General features: G+C 50.2%; 19 protein-coding genes. 17 read left to right on the forward strand and 2 right to left on the reverse strand.

What is annotated here, in order from left to right; genetic code table 11:
• Positions 1–37 precede the first annotated feature (37 nt).
• Positions 38–448, reverse strand: coding sequence for an ACT domain protein (locus tag Q0612_RS01900; RefSeq protein WP_021719676.1), 411 nt, complete (start codon positions 446–448; stop codon positions 38–40).
• 389 nt (positions 449–837) lie between these two features.
• On the opposite strand from Q0612_RS01900, the gene Q0612_RS01905 reads away from it, so the two are divergent.
• From Q0612_RS01905 to rpe, 10 genes are all read left to right on the forward strand, one after another.
• Positions 838–1875 (forward strand): substrate-binding domain-containing protein, encoded by a 1038-nt coding sequence (locus tag Q0612_RS01905; RefSeq protein WP_298880035.1) that lies wholly within the window; start codon positions 838–840, stop codon positions 1873–1875.
• Between the two features lie 171 nt (positions 1876–2046).
• The gene (gene def, locus Q0612_RS01910) at positions 2047–2529 is read left to right on the forward strand and encodes a peptide deformylase (RefSeq protein ID WP_298880038.1); all 483 of its coding nucleotides are present in this window, start codon (positions 2047–2049) and stop codon (positions 2527–2529) included.
• Positions 2530–2572: 43 nt separating this feature from the next.
• Positions 2573–3508 carry a methionyl-tRNA formyltransferase gene (gene fmt, locus Q0612_RS01915; protein WP_298880041.1) on the forward strand — a complete coding sequence of 312 codons (936 nt, stop codon included), beginning with the start codon at positions 2573–2575 and terminating at the stop codon, positions 3506–3508.
• Between the two features lie 32 nt (positions 3509–3540).
• A complete protein-coding gene (locus tag Q0612_RS01920) occupies positions 3541–4356 on the forward strand; it encodes a DUF116 domain-containing protein (protein ID WP_298880044.1) in 816 nt (271 codons plus the stop codon).
• Positions 4325–5686: a 16S rRNA (cytosine(967)-C(5))-methyltransferase RsmB gene (gene rsmB, locus Q0612_RS01925; protein ID WP_298880046.1), complete on the forward strand. Its 1362-nt coding sequence runs from the start codon at positions 4325–4327 to the stop codon at positions 5684–5686. The genes Q0612_RS01920 and rsmB overlap by 32 nt, the downstream gene beginning before the upstream one ends.
• A 15-nt stretch (positions 5687–5701) precedes the next feature.
• A complete protein-coding gene (gene rlmN / locus Q0612_RS01930; protein WP_298880049.1) occupies positions 5702–6757 on the forward strand; it encodes a 23S rRNA (adenine(2503)-C(2))-methyltransferase RlmN in 1056 nt (351 codons plus the stop codon).
• Positions 6757–7503, forward strand: a complete 747-nt coding sequence (locus Q0612_RS01935; protein WP_298880053.1) for a Stp1/IreP family PP2C-type Ser/Thr phosphatase — start codon at positions 6757–6759, stop codon at positions 7501–7503. Before rlmN ends, Q0612_RS01935 begins: the two co-directional genes overlap by 1 nt.
• Positions 7496–9460, forward strand: coding sequence for a Stk1 family PASTA domain-containing Ser/Thr kinase (gene pknB / locus Q0612_RS01940; RefSeq protein ID WP_298880055.1), 1965 nt, complete (start codon positions 7496–7498; stop codon positions 9458–9460). The genes Q0612_RS01935 and pknB overlap by 8 nt, the downstream gene beginning before the upstream one ends.
• Before the next feature lie 2 nt (positions 9461–9462).
• Positions 9463–10362 (forward strand): ribosome small subunit-dependent GTPase A, encoded by a 900-nt coding sequence (rsgA, locus tag Q0612_RS01945; RefSeq protein WP_298880058.1) that lies wholly within the window; start codon positions 9463–9465, stop codon positions 10360–10362.
• Positions 10362–11003: a ribulose-phosphate 3-epimerase gene (gene rpe / locus Q0612_RS01950; protein WP_367181679.1), complete on the forward strand. Its 642-nt coding sequence runs from the start codon at positions 10362–10364 to the stop codon at positions 11001–11003. Before rsgA ends, rpe begins: the two co-directional genes overlap by 1 nt.
• A 107-nt stretch (positions 11004–11110) precedes the next feature.
• Here the strand turns inward: rpe and Q0612_RS01955 are convergent, their stop codons facing one another.
• Positions 11111–11737, reverse strand: coding sequence for a DNA-3-methyladenine glycosylase (locus Q0612_RS01955; protein WP_298880064.1), 627 nt, complete (start codon positions 11735–11737; stop codon positions 11111–11113).
• A gap of 261 nt (positions 11738–11998) precedes the next feature.
• Between Q0612_RS01955 and gltX the strand changes: the two genes are divergently transcribed.
• From gltX to glyS, 7 genes are all read left to right on the forward strand, one after another.
• Positions 11999–13468, forward strand: a complete 1470-nt coding sequence (gene gltX, locus Q0612_RS01960) for a glutamate--tRNA ligase (protein WP_293725064.1) — start codon at positions 11999–12001, stop codon at positions 13466–13468.
• A 140-nt stretch (positions 13469–13608) separates the two neighbouring features.
• The gene (locus Q0612_RS01965) at positions 13609–14451 is read left to right on the forward strand and encodes a protease inhibitor I42 family protein (protein WP_298880072.1); all 843 of its coding nucleotides are present in this window, start codon (positions 13609–13611) and stop codon (positions 14449–14451) included.
• 16 nt (positions 14452–14467) lie between these two features.
• Positions 14468–14887, forward strand: a complete 420-nt coding sequence (locus Q0612_RS01970) for a cell division protein ZapA (RefSeq protein ID WP_298880075.1) — start codon at positions 14468–14470, stop codon at positions 14885–14887.
• 7 nt (positions 14888–14894) lie between these two features.
• A complete protein-coding gene (locus tag Q0612_RS01975) occupies positions 14895–17360 on the forward strand; it encodes a DUF3656 domain-containing protein (protein WP_298880080.1) in 2466 nt (821 codons plus the stop codon).
• Positions 17361–17640: 280 nt separating this feature from the next.
• Positions 17641–18894 carry a DEAD/DEAH box helicase gene (locus Q0612_RS01980; protein WP_298880083.1) on the forward strand — a complete coding sequence of 418 codons (1254 nt, stop codon included), beginning with the start codon at positions 17641–17643 and terminating at the stop codon, positions 18892–18894.
• A gap of 681 nt (positions 18895–19575) precedes the next feature.
• The gene (gene glyQ / locus Q0612_RS01985; protein WP_293828876.1) at positions 19576–20457 is read left to right on the forward strand and encodes a glycine--tRNA ligase subunit alpha; all 882 of its coding nucleotides are present in this window, start codon (positions 19576–19578) and stop codon (positions 20455–20457) included.
• On the forward strand, positions 20457–22628 hold the full coding sequence (gene glyS, locus Q0612_RS01990) for a glycine--tRNA ligase subunit beta (RefSeq protein WP_298880089.1): 2172 nt from the start codon (positions 20457–20459) through the stop codon (positions 22626–22628). Before glyQ ends, glyS begins: the two co-directional genes overlap by 1 nt.
• Positions 22629–22630 lie beyond the last annotated feature (2 nt).

Genomic DNA, 22630 nt, shown 5'->3' on the forward strand with positions numbered 1-22630 from the left:
CCTGCTTCAGCAGGCGGCCTCTAAACTTTCTCAGCTATTAAAATGTTTCCAGCAGCTTGTAGCCACGACCGATAAGGAAGGTGGCAGTTTCCGGCTCGTTGGTTTTGAAAACTACTACTGGTTTAACATTGTCGCGGTTAAAGGAAATGTAAAGGTAAGAAATGTCGATGTTGGCACCGTGGATAGCGGAAAGAATTCCGTCCAGATAACCCGGAGTATCGTTCATCTCTACGGCAATAACCTTGTCCTGACGGCATTGGTAGCCTTCTGCCTTCAGCACCTCGATAGCAGTTTCTGCCTTGTCCACAATCAGGCGCACAATGCCGAATTCCGCACTGTCATTGGCCAGCATAGTGTAAATATTGATATTGGCTTTAGCGAGAATGGTAGTGATTTTGAACAAACCACCCTCGTTGTTTTCGGTGAATAAAGAAACCTGGTTCAGCATATGTAAAAATCCTCCCTAAATTATCATAAAGCGGGCTGTACTGTTGTCAGTTTTTGCTTGCTTAATAAAAGATTATAGCACAAACTTTGATGAGAAGAAAGAGGCTTTTGTAAAGTTATCTTTACCTGACGCAAGCTATTGTGAAGTGAAAGAGGACAAAAATAATATTTAGCTTTGATTTGAACGCGGAAAAACAGCTTTGATTTGTGATAAATATAATGCTTGCTGAGTCTTTTATTATTTAATGTTTACGTGGTTATTGAGTTTAGGGTAAAACAAACAAAAATTACAAATTGCTTGATTTTTCTTGTAAAAGTGTTACAATATTGTTGATAACATATGAGCAATTTTTGAAATGTTGCTCATATAAATAAGCGGAGGTTGATAGTATGGGTATGAAGAAATTGTTAGCAGTTTTATTCTCGGCTTTACTGCTTGTAGGCGTTGCAGGCTGCGGCGGCAACAATGCGCAACAGGGCGCGGTAACACAAAAGGTTATGAACGCCAAAACTAAGCAGGATTTTGAGCCTGTAACAGAAATTAAGGAAGGACGCAAAAACGTTTATGCCGTACTTAAGGTTATGAAGGGCAACTATTGGGAAGAGGTTATCCGCGGCATTAAAGACGGAGCAGCTAAGGCTGACGTTAACGTTTATGTAGGCGGCGTTATGAAGGACGGCGACTGGGAGCTGCAACGCGATATGGTCAAAGAGCTTCCCGGCAAAAAAGCGGACGCAGTAATTCTTGCTCCGGCGGACAGCTCCAATATGACGGCAAGTGCGAAAACTCTGCGCGAGCAGAAGCTGCCGGTATTTTTGGTTGATACCGCATTGAGCAGCAATGATTACGATGCAGCTTTCCTTACCAACAACCTGGAGGCAGGTGCCGAGGTTTGCCAACAGATGGTAGAGCAGATGAAGGCTAACGGCGTTAAGGAATCCGAGGAGGCAACAGTTTTGGTACATGTCAGCACCTTGGCTAGCACTACGATTGCCGACCGCTTGAACAGCATTATGGCAAACTGGGGTAAATTTGCTCCTGCAAGCTGGAAAATCGAACATGATTATATTATTAACTATGGTGATGATGCAGGCGCTGCCAAGCTGGTTGCCGAAAAAATCAAAAATACTCATAATGTTAAAGGCATTATTGCCTGCAACAACGGCTCCACCAATGCGACCGTTGAGGCTGTAATGGCTGCAGGCCGTAAGGATATTGCCATTACCGGCTTTGACCTTGGCAAAAAGACTTTACTGGGCTTGGAGGACAAGAACTATAGTATTGCCGTTGCCGTACAGAATCAGTACAAAATGGGCTACGAGGCTGTGATGGCTGCCGCTGCTGCAGCAAAAGATGGCAGCAAGCCGGCACAGAAGCTGGTGAATACCGGTATCCGTATGGTAGATAAAAACAATTATAAAAAATAAATAACTAAAAAGCTTCAAAGCCTTCTGACGTTGACGGGAAAAATCCGCCTGACGCAGAAGGCTTTTGCTGTTTGGGCATAAATATATGAGGAAGCCTGCACAGAGAATTTGTTTTTTTCTGTAGTAATGTGTTATAATGAACTATTGGAATAGCTACAAGGAGGAACAAAAATGGCTAAGTTAAAAATAGTGGTTGCTGGCGCACCGGTGCTGCGTGAGGTAGCTCAACCGGTAGAGCGTATAGATAAAAAATTGCAGCGTCTGCTGCGTGATATGGCAGAAACAATGTATGCGGCCGACGGTGTAGGCCTGGCAGCACCGCAGGTGGGTGTAAGCAAGCGCGTAGTAGTTATTGACGTAGGCGAAGGCCTGTACGAGCTGATTAACCCTGAAATCGTTAAACGCGAAGGCAAGGTGCTGGGCAGTGAGGGCTGTCTTTCCGTGCCTGATTACGAGGGCGAGGTAGAGCGCTCCGAATATGTGGAATGCGAATTTACCGACAAAACCGGTCAACGCATGCTGCTTTCCGCAAGTGGTCTGCTGGCTATCTGCATTCAGCATGAGCTGGACCATCTGGACGGTATTCTGTTCATCGACAAGGCTAAAACCATTTCGCCTAAGCAGAAGGAAAATCCCGAGGATGCTGTAAGATAAATCCTGAGTGGGATATGAAAAAAAGATATACGGAGGAAAACAAATGCGTATAGTATTTATGGGAACACCGGATTTCGCAGTCGGCAGCCTGCAGGCGCTGTGCGAAAGCGGTAAGCATGAAATTCTGGCGGTAGTAACTCAACCGGATCGTCCGAAGGGACGCGGCAACAAGCTGCTGCAAACACCGGTTAAAGAATATGCGCTGGCGCAGGGATTGACTGTTTACCAGCCGCAAAAGGTAAAAACCCCTGAATTTGTTGAGCTGCTGCACGAGCTGCAGTCGGAGCTGATTGTAGTAGCTGCCTTCGGCCAGTTCTTGAGCAAGGAAATTCTGGAGCTGCCGAAATACGGCTGCATCAACGTACACGCTTCCCTGCTGCCGAAGTATCGCGGTGCGGCGCCGATTCAGTATGCCATCATCAAGGGCGAAAAGGAATCGGGTGTAACGATTATGCAGATGGATATCGGTATGGATACTGGCGCTATGCTGGACAAGGTAGTAGTGCCTATTGCAGAAAATACCACGATGGGTGAGCTGCATGACGTTCTGCGTGAGCAGGGTGCAGCGCTGCTGCTGCAGGTTATCGACAAGATTGCGGCAGGTACTGCCGTTGCGGAACCGCAGGATAACGAGCAGGCCACCTATGCAACACTTCTCGACCGTAGCATGGAGCATATCGACTGGAGCAAAACGGCGCAGGAGGTGCACAACCTCATCCGTGGCTTCAACCCTGCACCCAGCACCTTTACCAAGCTGCCGAACGGCAAGAGCCTGAAAATCTGGGGCAGCAAAATGACCGGCAAAAGCAGCACTGCTGCTGCCGGTACCGTTATCGAAACTGGCAAGCACAGCTTCTTTGTTGCTTGCGGTGAGGGCGTACTGGAAATCACCGAGGTACAGCCCGAATCCAAAAAACGTATGCCGGCGCAGGTTTTCCTGAACGGCCGCGGTGTACAGGAGGGCGACCTGCTTGCCTGAAGCAGGCTGTAAATTGAAGGAGTAATCTTTTAATGAACGAAGATAGTGTATTTAAGCCCAAAAAACGTATATTTATGGCTCTGACCTCCATCAGCGCCGTATTAGGTGCGTTGATGTTTTATGTTGTCTGGAAGGTAACCTTTCCGGGGCTTTATGAAATCAGCCGGTTTTTGCCGATAGTCGTTGGTTTTTTTGGCGTGCTTATAGTGTTGGCGATGCTCAGCGGCGTGCTAGGAATTGTTATGGCGCTGTTGGGAATACCGGTACTCAAGATTTTGTATTTTTGGGCGTGGAAGGCGATTAATATTCTTTTCCCCTTTGCGGTAGTACTGGGACGCTTGTTCAACATTCCCCGTGACCGCATCGAGCAGTCCTTTATCGAGGTCAGCAATAATCTGGTACTGCAGCATAAGGTGAAGGTGCCTGCCAATCGAATTATGATTTTAACACCGCATTGTATCCAGCTGGATACCTGCGTACATAAGATAACCCGTAACGTAGAGAACTGCCGTCAGTGCGGACGCTGCAGCGTAGGCGCTATGCTTGGACTGGCGCACAAATATGGCTGCCATTTTGCCGTAGCTACCGGCGGTACCCTGGCAAGGCAGATGGTAAAGCAGGCAAGACCAAAGGCTATTGTGGCTGTGGCCTGCGAGCGTGATCTGACCAGCGGCATTCAGGACGTGTTCCCGCTGCCGGTGCTGGGCGTTTTAAACGAGCGTCCCTTCGGTCCCTGCTTTAATACGCGGGTAGATATTGATAAGCTGGAAGCAGCAATTTTAGCATTTATGGAAGATGATGAGGAAGAAACAAAGCATGCGGAAGGAACAAAAAGCAAATTATCCTGAGAGCGCCCGCGGAGCAGCGGCGCTTTTGGTGCGTATGGTGCTGGAGGACGGCGCTTATACGAATATCGCGCTGAACCAGTACCTGCGCGGCAGCAGATTGAGCGACCTTGACAGAAGGCTGGCAACGGAGCTGGTATACGGTACGGTGAAGGCCAGCGGTACGCTTGACTGGTATCTGGCGCAGTGCGTCAGCCGTCCGCTGGACAAGGTGGCCGGTGATATTCTGGCGATACTGCGCATCAGCACCTACCAGCTGCTGTATATGACGCGCATTCCTGCGTCGGCGGCAGTAAATGAGGCGGTGAAGCTGGCACGCTCGGTGAGCCATGAGGGCAGCGCCAAGTTCGTCAACGGCGTTCTGCGCGGTCTGCTGCGTAAGCAGGAGGCGGGCGCGTTTGTCCTGCCTGATGCCGAAAAGCAGGATGCAGATTATCTGTCATTGAAGTATTACCATCCGCGCTGGCTGGTGAAGCGCTGGCTGGGACCGTGGGGCCGCGGCGGCACCGAACGCCTGCTGGAATTTGATAACACAGCTGCGCCGGTGTGCCTGCGTGCCAATACGCTGGTGACTACGCGCGACAAGCTGTTGGCTGATTTGACGGAAATGGGTGCGCAGGTGCGTGCTTCCGAATGGAGTCCCTATGGCATTGTGGCAGAGCATCTGCCGTCGCTGCATACACTTCTGGCGGCACTGCCGCAGCATTTTTACATTCAGGACGAAAGCTCTATGCTGGTAGCGCCGGTGCTGGCGCCGCAGCCCGGAATGCGCGTGCTGGATATGTGCAGTGCTCCCGGCGGCAAGGCAACACACGTGGCACAGCTTATGCAGGATAAGGGCGAGGTTATCGCCTGCGACATCCACGAGCATAAGCTGGAGCTGATTGCCGAAAATGCTGCCCGTCTGGGCATGAAGAGCGTCAAAGCACTGCAGAACGATGCTCTGCAGCTGCGCAGCGAATGGTTGGGCGCGTTTGACAGAGTTTTGGTTGATGCACCCTGCTCCGGTCTGGGTGTGCTGCGCCGCCGTGCGGAAGCACGTTGGCGCAAGCAGCGCAAGGATTTGAAGCTGTTCCCGCCGCTGCAGCTGGCAATTTTAAAGAATGCCGCACAGTACGTGAAGGATGGCGGTACCATGGTTTACAGCACCTGCACGATTGAGCAGAGTGAAAACCATTATCTGGTGGAAGAGTTTTTAACGCAGCATCCCGAATGGCAGCGTGTGGAGTTTACGCATCCACTGACGGGTGAGCAGGTACAGGAGCTGCAGCTTCTGCCGCAGAATGACGGCATTGACGGCTTTTATATCTGTAAGCTGATGAAAAAGCAGTAATATAGAGGTAAGAAAATGCAAGATATCTTTGCTTTACCAATAGAAGAATTACAGGATTTATTTGTGGCGGCAGGCCTGAAAAAGTTCCGTGCCAAGCAGGTATTTCAATGGCTGTACCAAAAGTCGATCTTTGATTTTGCCGCTATGCACAACCTGAGCAAGGCCGATATTGCCGTACTGCAGGAAAAATTTACCGTGCTGCCGCGCAGTCTGAAAATTTTGCGTGAGCAGAATTCCTCCGACGGCATGACGAGCAAGCTGCTTTTGGCCTTGCCTGACGGCAATTCGGTAGAAACGGTTCTGATGCACCATGATTACGGCTACAGCGTGTGTGTTTCCAGTCAGGTCGGCTGCGATATGCACTGTGCCTTCTGCGCCAGCGGCCTGAAGGGCGCTGTACGCAATCTGACGGCGGCAGAAATCGTGGCTCAGGTTTACCTGTTCAACGAGCGCCTGCGTGAGCAGGGCGCGATGGTGAGCAGAGTGGTGGTTATGGGCAGCGGTGAGCCGATGCTGAACTTTGACAGCGTTTTGCAGGCGCTGGACTTTTTGCACCGCAAGGACACCTGCAACATGAGCTACCGCAATATGACGCTTTCTACCTGCGGCATCATTCCGGGCATCAAGCGTCTGGAGGAGCAGGGCAAGCCGATAAATCTGGCAATTTCACTGCACGCGGTAAAAAACGAGCTGCGTACGGTGCTGATGCCTGTCAACAAGGGCTATCCTTTCGTGGATGTGCTGACAGCTGCCGAAAGCTACAGCAAGGCCAGCGGCAGGCAGATAACATATGAATATATTCTTTTGAAGGGAAAAAATGACAGTCCGCAGGACGCGGAGCTTTTGAGCAATTACCTGCGCTATAAGCAGGCATCCGTTAATCTGATACCGGCTAACCCGGTACCGGAGCAGGGCTTTGAGCGTCCGTCCAAGGCGGCAGTAGAACGCTTTTTGCGCATCCTGCAGAAAAACAGGATTAACGCTACCGTTCGTAAGGAGATGGGCAAGGATATTGATGCAGCCTGCGGTCAGCTGCGGGCTAAATTTGCCAAGGAACAGGAGCAAAAATAATGCAGGTAATCAGCAGAACCCATGTGGGCCTGGTCAGAGAAAATAATGAAGATGCGCTGCTGGTGCGCGAGCCGTATCTTTTTGCTGTAGCAGATGGTATGGGTGGCTATGCGGCAGGCGAAATCGCCAGCAGGTCTACTATCAAAGCCTTTGAGGCTGCAACACACAGCCTGCGCCATGAGCAGGAGGAACAGAATATCCGTAAGGTTATGCTGGAGGCCTTTGACAAGGCCAATACGCATGTTTTCAAAATGGCGGTGAGCAATGAAAGCTATTCCGGCATGGGAACGACGATGACGGCGCTTTATCTGCCGGGGGACGGGCACGGCTACTGCTGCCATGTAGGCGACAGCAGACTGTATCTGTTCCGCAACGACAAGCTGGAGCAGCTGACGCATGACCATACACTGGTAGCAGATTTAAAGGAACAGGGAAAAATCACGGACGAGGAAGCCTTTGTACATCCGCAGCGCAATATTTTGCTGCAAGCCCTGGGGGTAGAGGAAACAGTGCAGGCTGACTTCTTCAGCTTCAGCCTGCAGGATGGTGACAGACTGCTGCTTTGCAGTGATGGACTGTCGGATATGCTGCGTGCTGCTGAAATCAGTCAGCTTATAGGCTGCAGTGATTTGGAGCAGGCGGCGGATAAGCTGCTGGAGCAAAGCCTGGACAACGGCGGACGCGATAATGTGTCCCTGATTCTGATTGATTTAACTACGCAGGGGGAGGAAAGCTGTAATGGATAAAAATGGCAAGACCATCTTGAACGGACGCTATGAGATTATTCGTCCGATTGGCTATGGCGGTATGGCCGAAGTCTTTTTGGCCCACGACCAGCTTTTAGACCGTAATGTGGCTGTAAAGATGCTGCGCGACCAGTTCTTGGAGGATAACGAGCTGCTGGAGCAGTTCCGTAGAGAAGCAAAATCCGCGGCGCGTCTGGTGCATCCGTATATCATCAATATTTATGATGTTGTGTCGGAGGGCAGCAACCAGTATATAGTTATGGAATATGTTGACGGTGTGACGCTGAAGGAATACATGCAGGAGCACAAGCTGAGCCTGAACACGGTATTGGAAATTGCTGTGCGACTTGCCGATGCACTGCAGCATGCTCATAGCCATAATATTATTCACTGTGACATCAAGCCGCAGAATATTTTGATTGACAAAAATATGAATCCGAAAATCGCCGATTTCGGCATTGCCAAAATGGTCACCAACCAGACAATGGTTTATTCCAAATCGGTGATGGGTTCAGTGCATTATATTTCACCGGAGCAGGCCTGTGGCGGTAAGATTACTGCCAGCAGCGATGTCTATTCCTTGGGCATAGTGCTCTTCGAAATGCTTACGGGTGAGGTTCCTTACGTTGGTACAACGGCTGTTTCTGTTGCTATGATGCATGTAGAAAAGCCTGTGCCGCAGCTGAAGGACTACATGGATAATGTTCCCGAGGGCATGCAGGAGATTATGAACAAGGCGCTGGCGAAGCGCTGTGAGGACAGATACGCTAACGCCGGACAGATGCGACGCGATTTGCTGAACCTGAAGATGAAGCTCTTCCCGTTCAGCAGCGAGGACTATCATCAGGAGCTGGGCGCGGTGAAGTCCAACGGCAATGTTGTCGATAGCCCTGATGACGGTGCTACGGTGATTATGAAGCCGGTGCGCAGTGAGCTGCCGCCGAAGCAGGTAACTCCGGTTGTAACACAAGAGCCGGAAAAAATTCAGGAAAAGCAGGAAGCAATGCCTTCCGAAAAAACAGGGGATGAAAAACCGGTGGTTAAGAAAAAGCTGAATTATACCAAACTGATAGTAATGATTACTGCTGCGGTAGTAGCAATTTCGCTGGTAGCGCACTTTATCTTCAACCGCAATTTGGCGGAGATCGAGGTGCCTAACGTTACCAATATGACGGTAGTTGAAGCACAGAAGCTGCTGGAGGAAAAACAGTTTAAGGTAGGGCTGGAGGAAAAATACGGCGATCCTGATAAGTTTAAGCCCGGTACTGTTATGGAGCAGTCTCCAAAGGCCGGCGAAAAACGTAAGCAGGGCAGCCTTATTATCCTGACCATCTGCAAGGGTGCAGAGCTGAAGGCTGTGCCTGATGTTACAGGCATGTCGCTCTCAAAGGCGGAGCAGCAGCTGGCGGATGCAGGCTTTAAGGTCGGCAAGGTGACGCGCAAGCATGTGGACGGCGGCAAAATCGGCGCTGTTCTCAGCCAGTCGCCGAAGGGCTTGGACAAGGCTCCTAAGGGAACTGGCATCGACTTGGTAATTAACGAAGGCGATAAGCCGGTACCGGATATTATCGGCAAATCTGTTGACGAAGCTAAGGGTATGCTGGAGCAGGCAGGCCTGAAGCTGGGCGAAATCAAAAAGGTTCAGGATGCCAGTGCCAAGAAGAATGTTGTTTTGGCCTGCAACCCGGGTGTAGGCAGTAATCTTAACGATGGCGCGGCCGTAGCGATTACGGTGGCTGCCGGCGGCGAGAAGAAGAGCGCCTACGTTGACTTTGTCGTACCGAGCGGCAAGCCTGCCAACGTGCGTATTGTGCTGACGGATGACAATGGCACGGCAACACTGTACAGCGGTACACAAAACGGCAGCGTGCGTCTGCGTCAGAAGGTGGAATATGCAGGCAATGCCAAGGTTCAGTTCTTCTGTGACGGCAAGCTCATTTCTGAAAGGAATCTGTAAGCATGGCAGAGCTACAGGGCAGAGTCCTGAAAAATTATAATGGCTATTATTACCTTAAGGTAGAAGGCGAAAGCGAGCCCTATACCTGCAAGGTAAAGGGGAAAATGAAGAAAAACCGTTTTTCGCTGGCAACAGGCGATATTGCCGGCTTTGAGGTAAGCAGCAGCGAAAAGCGCGAGGGGATGATTACCGGTGTGCTGCCGCGTAGAAATTTTCTGCCGCGTCCTACGCTGGCTAATCTGGATTTATTTGTAGCAGCCTTTGCCTGTGCTGCGCCGGATTTCAGCTTTCTGCTGGCAGATAAGCTGCTGGCGTTGGCAGAGCTGGCGAAAATTCCTGCAATTTTGGTGCTCAACAAGGAGGATAACGCTCCTGCGGGCCTGATTGAGCAGGTGAAGGCAGTTTATGAGCCTATCGGCTACGAGGTTTATACTCTGTCGGCGCAGAACGGTACCGGTGTGGAGGCTTTGCGAGAGCGGCTGCGTGGTAAAATCTGCGCTTTTGGCGGACCTTCGGGCGTAGGCAAATCTTCTACAATTAATGCTATCGACAGCAGTGTAGACCTGCGCACTGGCGAGGTAAGCGAAAAAATCGGCCGCGGCAAGCATACTACACGCTATGCGCAGCTGCTGCCGTTTGATGAAGGCTACATTGCGGATACGCCGGGCTTCGGCAACCTGCTGCTGGAGGGCCTGAACGCCGAGATGGTGCTGGCCTCCTTCCGCGAGTTTGCCGATTATGAGGCAGGATGCAGGTTCTGTCCTTGTACGCATACACACGAACCTGTCTGCGGTGTAAAGGATGCTGTGGCTGCAGGAAAGATTTCTGCCAGCCGTTATGAATCATATTTGACAATGTTAGCAGAGGTGAAACTGCTGCAAGAGAAAGAGGGAAGAAAATGATGATTAAAGTTGCTCCATCAATTTTATCTGCCGATTTTGCTTATCTGGCGGATGAAATCAAAAAAATTGAAGCTGCCGGTGCCGACTGGGTACACATCGATGTTATGGACGGCCAGTTTGTACCTAACCTGACCTTCGGTGCTCCTGTAGTGAAAAAAATCCGTAAGGTAACCGATCTGTTTTTCGACTGCCATCTGATGGTAGAAAATCCGGAAAAATACGTTGCTGATTTCAAGGCTGCCGGTGCCGACCAAATTGTTGTGCATGTAGAAACCACCAAGCACCTGCACCGCTGCATTCAGCAGATCAAGGCTGAGGGCATGAAGGCCGGCGTTGCACTGAACCCTGCTACCAGCCTGAGTACGGTAGAAGAAATTCTGCCTTACGTTGACATGGTACTGCTGATGACAGTTAACCCCGGCTTCGGTGGCCAAAGCTTTATTGAAGGCGTAGTGCCGAAGATTGAGCACCTGCATGCGATGATTACCGAGCGTGGCCTGAACGTAGATATTCAGGTTGACGGCGGCGTTAATGCCGAAACCTCCAAGCTGGTGAAGGCTGCCGGTGCCAACGTATTGGTAGCAGGCTCCTATGTTTATGGCGCTGAGGATACTGCTGCTGCTATTGCCAGCCTGAAATAGTATTCAGTGATTAGTGAACAGTAAATAGTGTTCGGAGAATAAGAAAAACCGTCCTTTCCCGTTATCTGCATGATCGCAGACTGGGAAGGACGGTTTTGTTTTTAGCGTTATTTTTTTTCGGAATCGTTGGCTTTTTGCCAAATGTACCACACTGCGAGCGAGCGCCAGGGACGCCAGCTTTCTGTTAGTGTATTGATTTTGCCGCGTTTAGGAATTTCGCTCAGATTGAGCATTTTTTGCAGCTCCTTTTTGAAGATGAAGTCAGCGCTGGGAACAACGTCCGTGCGGCACAGAGCCAGCAGCAGAAACATTTCAATGGTCCATTGACCGAGACCGCGGATTTGCATCAGCTGTTTGGTAATCTGGCTGTCGGTCATATCATCGAACTTATCCATGGTTACGCTGCCATTGATGACTGCTTCAGCAAAGCTGCGCACGTAATCTATTTTTTGCTTTACAAGACCGATTTCGAGCAGAGCATCAATCGGGGTTGCCAGTACTGCCTGCGGTGTAATGGGATTGCCGGTGAGTGCTTCCAGCTTTTTCATCAGCTCCTGACTGACATTTGGCGGCAGCTGTTGGGCAATTATACCGGTTAATAATGTAGTAAAATAAACCTCTTTAGATTTTGGGGTTAACGGACATGGCGAATAACGTGTAACTAACGGGGCGAGCTCTGGAACGTTTTCACGCAGATAGCGGTCACCAATAGACCAATCTGGGGCTTGGCACATAAGCATCCTCCTTTATGTTTACTTTATTACAATATTATAATACGAAATTGACGGTTAGACAAACGAAAAAAATGCGAAATAATAGCAATAAAAGACGTTTTCTATGAACGAAGCCGTTCAGAAATGTTTTTTCTTTGAATCATGAAGAAAAATAAAAGCAGACGACAAGACAGATTAATATTTGCACTTTTTTCAGTAAAGCTGTATAATTAATCTGGTTGACAATCTATATTTGTAATTAAAATGTAAGGAGACGATGAAATGTCTGAAGTCAGAGTAAGATTTGCTCCCAGTCCTACTGGGTATTTACATATTGGTGGTGCGCGTACTGCGCTGTTTAACTGGCTGTTTGCCCGCAAAATGGGCGGCAAGCTGATTCTGCGTATCGAGGATACCGATATTGAACGTCTGAAAGAGGATTCCGTGAGCCAAATCCTTACCAGCCTGAAATGGTTGGGCATCAACTGGGATGAAGGCCCGGAGGCCGGCGGCGAATACGGTCCTTACTATCAGTCCGAGCGCTTTGATATTTACAAAAAATATGCTCAGCAGCTGCTGGACGAAGGCAAAGCATACTACTGCTTCTGCACTACCGAGGATCTGGCTGCACAACGTGAAAAACAACGCGCTGCTAAGCAACCGTTCCGCTATGCACGTACCTGCCGCGATATTCCGGCAGAAGAGGCTAAAGCACGTATCGCTGCAGGCGAACCGTATTCTATCCGTATCAAGATTCCTGCTGAAGGCACCATTACCGTACATGACCTGATTCATGGCGAGGTTACCTTTAACATGGATCAGTTCGATGATTTCGTAATTGTAAAATCTAACGGTATTCCTACCTATAACTTTGCTGTTTGTGTCGATGACCATCTGATGGGCATGACTCACGTACTGCGCGCCGAGGAACATCTTTCCAACACTCCGAAGCAGCTGCTGGTTTACGAAGCACTGGGCTGGGAGCCGCCTAAGTTCGGTCATATGCCGATGATTCTGGCTATGGACCGTTCCAAGCTTAGCAAACGCCACGGTGCAACCTCCGTTGAAGAATTCCGCAGCCAAGGCTACCTGCCGGAAGCTATCATCAACTATCTGACTCTTCTGGGCTGGGGCCCCGGCGATGAGCGCGAAATCTTCACTCTGGAGGAAACCGTTAAGCTGTTTGAGCTGGAGCAGATGAGCAAAAAGGCTGCTATTTACGACACCAAAAAGCTCACCTGGATGAACGGCCAATATCTGTCCGAGCTGCCGCTGGCAAAAATTCTGCCGGATGCTAAGCCTTTCTTCGTGAAAGATGGCCTGGTAACCGAAGAATGGTTCAACGATGCTGCCAACGAAGCATACTTTGAAAAGCTCGTAGACGTTGTACGTGTACGTGTTAAAACTCTGCAGGAGGTTGCTGATGCCTCCACCTACTTCTTCAAGGATGTTGAAGAGTATGATGAAAAGGGTGTGGCTAAGCACTTCAAGGCAGAAAATATTCCTGTACTGGAGCAATGTATTGCAGCAATTAAGGCTGATGATGTTTATGATCTTGCTTCTACCGAAGCAGCTTATAATAAGATTGCTGCCGATAACGGTCTGGCTCTGGGCAAGGTTATCCATCCGACTCGTCTGGCTCTTACCGGACGTACCGTAAGCCCCGGTATGTTTGACGTTATGGTACTGCTGGGCAAGGAGAGAACTCTGGCACGTCTGGAAAAGGCTGTGGAGTACATTAAAAGTTTATGATTGTAAAATAGCGATTAGCGGCTAAATTTAACGCGATGGCTTTAATTAAGCAGGAGGGATTTCTTCCTGCTTAATTTTTACAGGGCATATTGAAGCTTAATATGTCCCGGGAAATGTTTTTTGAAAAGGAGCTGCAGGCTATGAAAATCCTGTTGACAACATTATTATGCTTATGTTTATCGCTGCCGGTATTGGCAGACCAGCAGACAACGGTGCTTACCGAACAGACCTCTGTCGGCAAGGCAGCGGCAACGCTGCCCTACATCGATGGCAGTAATTCCGCAGAGCTGGAAAAACAGGCCAACGCTTTGGTGCGCGACGCTGCAGCTAAGCTGGTAAAAGAGGTAGGCGGTCAGGGCAGTGTAACCTATAAGGTGATGCTGAACCGTCCGAGTATGGTGAGCCTTTTATTGGAGGCAGACAACGGCGGACGCAAGGCATATGCCGGACTGAATCTTGATTTGACCACCGGCAAGGAGTTCGAGGTTACGGATTTCTTTGTCGATAATGATAACGTAAAGGCAGCTTTGGGTAATTATGATAATGTGCTCTTTGGTGAAGAGGGCTTGTTTGTGCGCAGCAAGAAGAACGCAGCGTATAGCAGCTTTGTGCCCTACAGGGATGTAGTTACCTCCCTGCGTATCGGCGAAGCGGGACGCTTGCTGCAGCTGGCGAAAATTACCGATAAGGCTGCAGGCAAAACATTGCGTCTGCCTGCAAGCGGACTGATGGCGCTGAAGCTGGACAGCAATCCTTCCACCGGCTACGGCTGGCAATTTGCCTGCAGCTCGCCGGCAGTAAGCAAGGTAGGCAGCTCGTTCACCATTCCGCGCGGTGACGAGGAAAGAATGGGTGTGCCCGGCGTTGAAATTCTGGTGCTGGCAGTTACCAAGCCTGGTACCTATAATATCCGCATGGATTACAAGCGTTCCTGGGAAAAGCTGAGCCTGCAAAGCTTTAATTTTACCGTTATCGCAGAATAAGCTAGAGGATGTGTTTATGGAGAAAGCATCAGTTTCTGTAAAAATATATAATAGTACCTATGCATTAACGACCTCTGCCTCCGAAGAGCAGGTACTGAAAATAGCAGCAGAGGTAGACAGAAGAATGCAGGAGCTGGCAGAAAGCAAAAAGCTGCTGCAGACGGATAAGCTGGCTATTTGGACTGCGCTTGACCTGGCGGCTGAAAAATTGGAGATGCAGGAAAAATGTGCTGCCTTGAAGCAGGAGCTGCAGGAAAAGTGTACTGCTATGGAGCAGGAAATGCAGCAAAAATGTATAGCGGCAGAGCAGCAGATGCAGGAGAAATATACTGCCATGGAACAGCAAATGCAGCAAAGAAATGCTGCTCTGGTACAAGAGCTGCAAGAGCTGCAGGCCAGATATGAAAGACTGCAGGCAGCAGTGCGTGAAAGGTAGATAATATATGGAAAAGAAAACAATAGAACTGCTTGCTCCCGCAGGCAGCTGGGAAGCATTGGAGGCAGCGGTAAACGCCGGCGCCGATGCTGTATATATGGGCGGTAAAGCCTTTGGCGCACGTGCCTATGCCAGCAATTTTGATGAAGAGGAAATGGCGAAGGCGGTGTATTTTGCGCATATGCACCATGTGCGCCTGTATATTACCGTCAATACTTTGGTTGATGACAGCGAGCTGGAGGCCTTGTCCGCTTACCTGCTGTTTTTGAATAACGTGGGCGTAGACGGACTGATTGTACAGGATTTGGGTGTTATCCGTCTGGCGCAGAAAATTGTGCCGGAGTTGCCGCTGCATGCCAGCACGCAGATGAGCATTACCAACAGCAGCGGTGTAGACTTCGCTATGGGCGCAGGTATGGAGCGCAGCGTATTGGCGCGCGAGCTGAGCTTGAAGGAAATCGGCGCAGCCTGCAGTCGTGGCAGTGAGATTGAAACCTTTATTCATGGCGCTTTGTGCGTCTGCTACAGTGGACAATGCCTGATGAGCAGTCTTATCGGCGGCCGCAGCGGCAACCGCGGACGCTGTGCCCAGCCTTGCCGTTTGCCGTATAAGCTGCTCAACGCGAAGGATGAGGATATGCTGCAGGGCAAGGATGCAGGCCAGTATCTGCTGAGCCCCAAGGATATGAATACCTTGAGCATTTTGCCGCGGCTGATTGACGCAGGCGTTGTGTCCTACAAAATCGAAGGACGCATGAAGCGCCCCGAATATGTTGCGGTAGTAGTAGATGCTTACCGCCGTGCGATTGACAGCTATCTTGCCGGTGACTACAACGTGCCGGAGGAGGATTTGACGAATATCGAGCAAATCTTCAACCGTGACTTTACCACCGCTTATCTGGAGCGCCGTCCCGGACGCACAATGATGAGCGACCGCCGTCCTAACAACCGCGGTGTGCTGATTGGTCGTGTAGCGAAGTTGGACAAAAACCGCAATAAGGCAGTTATCAAGCTGGATAAGGAGCTGCATCTGGGCGACGGACTGGAATTTTGGGTAAGCGTCGGCGGACGTGTGGGCACCACTGTTACTGAAATGCTGTGCGGCGGCAATAGCGTGCAGAGCGCTGCCCACGGACAGCAGGTAACGATTGACGTGCCTAACGGAGTACGCTTGAATGACCGCGTTTTCCGTACGCTCGACAGCAGACTGATGAGCTATGCGCAGCAGTTCTTCGGACCGGACGCCAAAAAGCGTATTCCGGTAGATGCTGTAGTTACTGCGCGTCTGGGCGAGCCGATGACCGTTACATTGACAGATGATGAAGGCAATGTAGGCTACGGCGAAACAGATTTTATCGTCGAGGCAGCACGCAAGCGTGCGCTGGACGAGGCCGGTGTGCGCAAGCAGCTGGACCGCCTCGGTACGACAGAATATTTCCTGAACAGCCTGCTCTTTGAGCATGATGAAAATGTTATGGTGCCGATGAGCGAAATGAACGAAGCACGCCGTATGGCGTGCGAAGCATTGGACGCTGCGCGTCTGAATGCCTTCGCACCGGCGCGCACAGCGGTGCACAGCTTCAGCGAGCAATTAGTGCCACATGCACATAAGGCTAAACAGCATGAATCCGTTCTGGTAGTGCATTGCGACAGCGTTGACAAGGTCAACGCTGCGCTGCAGGCAGGTGCGGAGCGTATTCTCTTCGGCGGTGACTGCTTCAACCATCAGCTGCCGTCTGAGGCGGATTATGCCAAGGCTGCCAAGCTGGTGCGCAAGGCTGGTCGTCAGCTGGCCTTTGCTACACCGCGTATCATCAAGGAAGCACAGCTGGCATATTTCGATAAGCTCTTCAAATTGTGGGAAGAGCTGCAGCCGGATTTTGTTTATATCAACAACAACGGTTTGTGGCCCTTGGCGAAGAAGTACGTCGGTCTCAACCTGGTGGCAGACATGTCTTTGAACATCTTCAACAGCCAGACGCTGCAGTTCTGGCAGGAGCAGGGCGCTGTAGGTGCAGTGCTCAGTCCGGAGCTGACTATGGCGCAGGTTGAGCATCTTGTAAGCGTCAGCCCGCTGCCGTTGGAGTGCATGATTCAGGGACGTTTGGAGATGATGGTTTCCGAATACTGCGTAGGCGGCAGCTTCCTGGGTGCGCTGGATAAGGGGGCCTGCAAGTTTAACTGCGCAGAGCCTTTGTTCCTGGGTGACCGCAAGGATGCACGCTTCCCGATTGTGACGGACCAGTTCTGCCGTATGCATATTCTGAACGCGCATGAGCTTTCGATGACTGCCAATGTACAGCATATGGCGGAAGCAGGCGTGGCAGTGCTTCGAATTGACGGACGTGATTACGATGCAGCACGCTTGGGCGAGCTTGTGGCGCTGTACCGCAAGATTATCGGCGGTGCGGTGGAAGCACCGGAAAATCTGCCCGGTACTACAAGAGGCCACTATTTTAGAGGCGTAATGTAAAAGTAAATATAAGCCGAATAGGCTGAATAAGCCAAGGCCCCTGCCGGCAATTGCCGACAGGGGCTTTTTGGCGCTGTTGCGCCTTGGCTTTGTAAGCTGTGTTATTACAGCCTTAGCCATCACAAGCAGGGATATTTTTCAGGCTGATGCAATTATTTTGGCTGGAAAAACTTTACAGCATCTTTCCGTTCCTGCCTGATTTATGATATAATACTAAAGTTATAAAGAAAAAAGGCCATAAGGTCTGAAGATAAATTTATAAGGAAAAGAGGAATGTGAAATGACAAATGGATTTGCAGCCTTAAAGGTTTGTGCGCACACTGTAGAGCAGCTCCAGAAAATGGGCATCAAAAAGCCGATGCCGGTACAGGAGCAGGCTATCCCGGCGCTGTTTGCCGGACGTGACGTAATCGCCCGTGCGCAGACTGGCACAGGCAAGACACTGGCGTTTTTGGTACCGCTGGCAGAAAAAATCGACATTGCCAAAAGCTACGTGCAGGCACTGGTAATTACGCCGACACGCGAGCTGGCACAGCAGATTGCCACCGAAATGAAAAAAATCCTGGGCGAAAGCGATATTAAGGTGCTGGCTGTTACCGGCGGACGTGATTTTGAAACGCAGAAATATAAGCTAGAGGGACGCAGCCATGTGCTGATTGGTACTCCTGGCCGTCTGCTGGACCATATCCGCAAGGGTAATACTGACCTTGGCGGCGTGCGTTACCTGGTATTGGACGAAGTAGACGAAATGCTGCAGCAGGGCTTTATGGATGAAGCGCTGGAGCTGATTGCTATGACTGCGCCGGAGCATCAGACGATGCTTTGTTCAGCAACACTGTCGGAAGAGGTGCGCAAGCTGGGACGCAAGCTGACGAAAAACTGCGCGTTGATTGATATTAACCCCGACAAGGCTACCGTTGACAAAATCAAGCAGGTTTGCCTGAAAACAACCGATGAATATAAGAATAAGGCTGTGGCAGCGCTCATTGACCGCCTGAACCCGTATCTGATGATTGTCTTCTGCATGAGCAAGGAGCGTACTAAGGAGCTGGGCGACTGGCTGGGCATGCAGGGCTATAATGTTGACGTGCTGCATGGCGAAATGTCTCCTGCCAAACGCAAAACTGTTATGAAGGCCTTCCGTGATGCCAAAATCCAGATTCTTGTTGCCAGCGACCTGGCTGCCCGCGGATTGGACGTTGAAGGTGTAACCCATGTGGTGAACTATGATATTCCGCATGATGTTGACTGGTATGTTCATCGCATCGGCCGTACCGGACGCGCAGGCAATGAGGGCGAAGCAATTACGCTTTATACTGCCGACGAGGTTAAATGGCTGCGTAATATTGAAAATAAGCTGGGCATTCTGATGGAACGCCAAAACCTGGAAGGTGAGGTTGTAGCACGCCGCGTCGCTGTGGCTGCCAAAAAGAAGAAGCCTGCTGCACCTAAGCGCGGACGCAATGCTGTTGCTGATAAGCGCAAGGCTCCCAAAACAGGCAGCAACCGCCGTCAAGGTGTGAAAAAAAAGTAAGTTCGTTCTGTATTACTTGCAAAAGCTAGTCTTTTGTGATATATTGAACATAGAAAGACAACCGCCCACAGAGGTGGGTTGCCTTAAGTAAGTGGTTTAGAAAAATCCGCTCCGCTAACCGGCAAAGTTTTGGGGCGGTTTTTCTATGCACGCATTATTTACAAAACAGAAAAATAAAGGTCAGCAATGCCAAAATGAACATTCCAAAAGCCATTAGGTCCTGAAAAGTGAAATGCTTCATAGACATCACCTCCATTCTATTTAAGAATGGGGCAACGCCACCCTGCAACACGGTTGTCTTCTGTTTGTGAGTATAACACATAAACAAATTTTTAGCAATATCTCTTTTTGTTTTTAGTATTTCTTGCCGGTTGCTCTTGACAAATAGCGCAGCATTTTATATACTAACAGTTAAGCTAAGAAGAAGAGTAGTAGTCTGCAAACTTAGCGAGCCGTGACAGTGCAAGGCGGCAAAGGCAGATGAAGGCACTTTGGAGCTGCAAAAGAAAATTGATTGAGGCGGGCTGCAGATAATTGCAGTCAAGCAGGGTGGAACCGCGGAGTTTGAGCTGTAAGCACTCCGTCCCTGTAACATTTATGTTACGGGGACGCGGGTGCTTTTTGCTTTTCGGACAAAGCTGCTGCCATTGCCGTCTTTGTAACAAATATAGGAGGTAAAACATGGATTTTCAGACAATTATTTTGAAGCTGCAAAAATTCTGGGCAGGCCAAAACTGCATTATGGCACAGCCCTATGACATCGAAAAAGGCGCAGGCACTATGAACCCGTCTACCTTTTTACGCGTACTCGGACCTGAACCCTGGCGTGTGGCTTACGTAGAGCCTTCCCGCCGTCCGGCAGACGGCCGTTATGGTGATAACCCGAACCGCCTGTTCCAGCATCATCAGTTCCAGGTTATCGTAAAGCCCTCTCCGGAAAACATTCAGGAGCTGTATCTGCAGAGCCTGGCTGAGCTCGGCATTCATCAGGAGGAGCATGATATCCGCTTTGTAGAGGATAACTGGGAATCTCCGACTCTGGGCGCTTGGGGCCTGGGCTGGGAGGTTTGGCTGGATGGTATGGAAATCACCCAGTTCACCTACTTCCAACAGGTAGGCAGCATTGACGTTAAGCCTGTAACTGTTGAAATCACGTACGGCCTGGAGCGTCTGGCTATGTATATCCAGGGCGTAGAAAACGTATTCGATATCCAATGGGTTGGCGATGTTACCTACGGTGACGTTTTCCACACCAACGAGGTAGAACAATCCTTCTACAACTTCCAGGTAGCAGACACCGCGCTGCTGTTTGACCTGTTCGACAAATATGAAGCAGAAGCTAAGCGCGTTATCGAGCTTGGTTATATCCGTCCTGCTTATGATTACGTTCTGAAATGCTCCCATGCATTCAACCTGCTGGATTCCCGCGGAGCAATCAGCGTAAGTGAACGTACTGCCTACATCGGCCGTGTACGTGCGATGGCCCGCCTGTGTGCAAAGGCTTATGTAGCACAACGTGAAGAAATGGGCTTCCCGCTGCTCAAGAAAGGGGAGAATAAATAATGGAAAAATTACTTTTTGAAATCGGTACAGAAGAGATTCCTGCGAAATTTATGCCTGCCATTCTGGCACAATTAAAGGATTTGGCAGAAAAGAAAATGACTGAGCTACGCATTCCCTTCGAAGCAGTTAAAACCTATGGCACTCCCCGTCGTATGACCTTCATTGCCAGCGGCGTTGCCGAGGCTCAGGAGGACAGCACTGTTGAGGCTAAAGGTCCTTCCGCAAAAATCGCTTTCGTAAGCGGCGCTCCTTCCAAAGCAGCTATCGGCTTTGCTCGCGGCCAAGGCGTTGACGTAAAAGAGCTCGTTGTCCGTGATGAATATGTATATGCTGTTAAGCATCTGGCAGGCCAACCGGTTAAGGATTTGCTGCCTGGCTTATTAATGGATATCCTGACCAGCCTGAACTTCCCGAAAAACATGCGTTGGGCAGACCATGAATTCAAATTTGTCCGTCCTATCCGCTGGCTGGTTGCACTGTTCGGTGATGAAGTTATCCCTGTTGAAATCACCGGCGTAAAATCTGGCAAATTCAGCCGCGGTCATCGCTTCCTGCGTCCTTCCGCTCTGGATAATGCTAAAGCTCATGAGTCCATCGGCGATGCTGCCAAGGCTCTGTTCGACACTGTAAAGAGTAAGGCTAAGAACGCAGTAGCTTCCGCTGCTATCGGCACAATCGGCGCTGTAGAAATCCCTTATGCTGATTCCTATGAAAAGGTTATGTATGACAACTATGTTATGGTTGACCAGGACGCTCGCCGTGAACTGATTCGTCAACAGGTTACCGACCTGGCAATTGCTGAAGGCGGTCATGCAGAAATCAATGAAGACCTGCTGGAGGAAGTAAACTATCTGGTAGAATGGCCGACTGCTCTGTGCGGCAAATTCGAAGAAAAATTCCTCACCCTGCCGAAGGAATGCATCATCACCCCGATGCGCGAGCATCAGCGTTACTTCCCGGTACTGGCAGAGGATGGCTCCCTGTTGAACAAGTTCATCACCGTCCGCAATGGTGGTAAGGAGCATCTGGAAATTGTAGCTCACGGTAACGAGCGCGTACTGCGTGCACGTCTGAGCGACGCTGAATTCTTCTTCAATGAAGATAGAAAACAATCTTTGGCTGACCGTCTGGAAAAACTCAAAACCGTTTCCTTCCAGGAAGGCTTGGGCAATATGAATGATAAGAGCAACCGTCTGGTACAGGCTGTTGATATGCTGGCTATGGCTATCAATGCCAAGGTTGATAAAGAAAAGCTGGAGCGCACTGCACTGTTGTGCAAATGCGACCTGGTAACCGGCATGGTTATCGAATTCACTGAGCTGCAGGGCGTTATGGGCCGTGAATATGCTAAGCTCGACGGTGAAGCACCTGAGGTTGCACTGGGTATTTACGAGCATTATCTGCCGCGCTTTGCCGGTGACGAGCTGCCGAAGACTGATATCGGCCGTCTGACCGGTATTGCTGATAAGCTGGACAACATCTGCGCTACCTTCAGCCGCGGTCTGGCTCCGACCGGCTCTCAGGATCCGTATGCACTGCGCCGTCAGGCTCTGGGCATCATCAACATTCTGCTGGACGGCAACTATCATCTGTCCCTGTACAAGATTATTGCCGGCGCTCTGTACCTGCTGAACATCCCGGCAGAGGATACCAAAAAGCTCGTACCGCAGATTGCTGAGTTCATGAAACAGCGCCTGCGCAACATGCTGATGGATCAGGGCATCCGTTACGACGTAGTTGATGCAGTTCTGGCTGACCAGATGAACGATGACTTCACCGATCTCGTTGCCCGTGCTAAGGCTCTGAACAGCTTCGTTGCTTCCGCAGAGGCTCCGGCACTGATTCAGGCTGCAACCCGTGTTGCTAACCTGTGCAAGAAGATTGAAGAGGAATCCGCTATCAACCCGCAGCTCTTCGCTGTAGAGGCTGAAGGCGCTCTGCACAATGCTGCTATGGCAGCCAGCAAGGAAGTGCTGGTTGCAGCAACCAAGTATGACTATGCTGCAGTTCTGGCTGAAGCAGTTAAGCTGGTTGACCCGATCAACAAATTCTTCGAAGACGTTATGGTTATGGACGAGGACGTTCGCGTGAAGAACAACCGTCTGGCACTGTTGGCAGCAGTTAAGGATATTACCCATGCTGTAGGTGACCTGAGCGTTATCGTACAATAATA

It is taken from the genome of uncultured Phascolarctobacterium sp. (assembly GCF_937920985.1).
Classification (GTDB): domain Bacteria; phylum Bacillota; class Negativicutes; order Acidaminococcales; family Acidaminococcaceae; genus Phascolarctobacterium_A.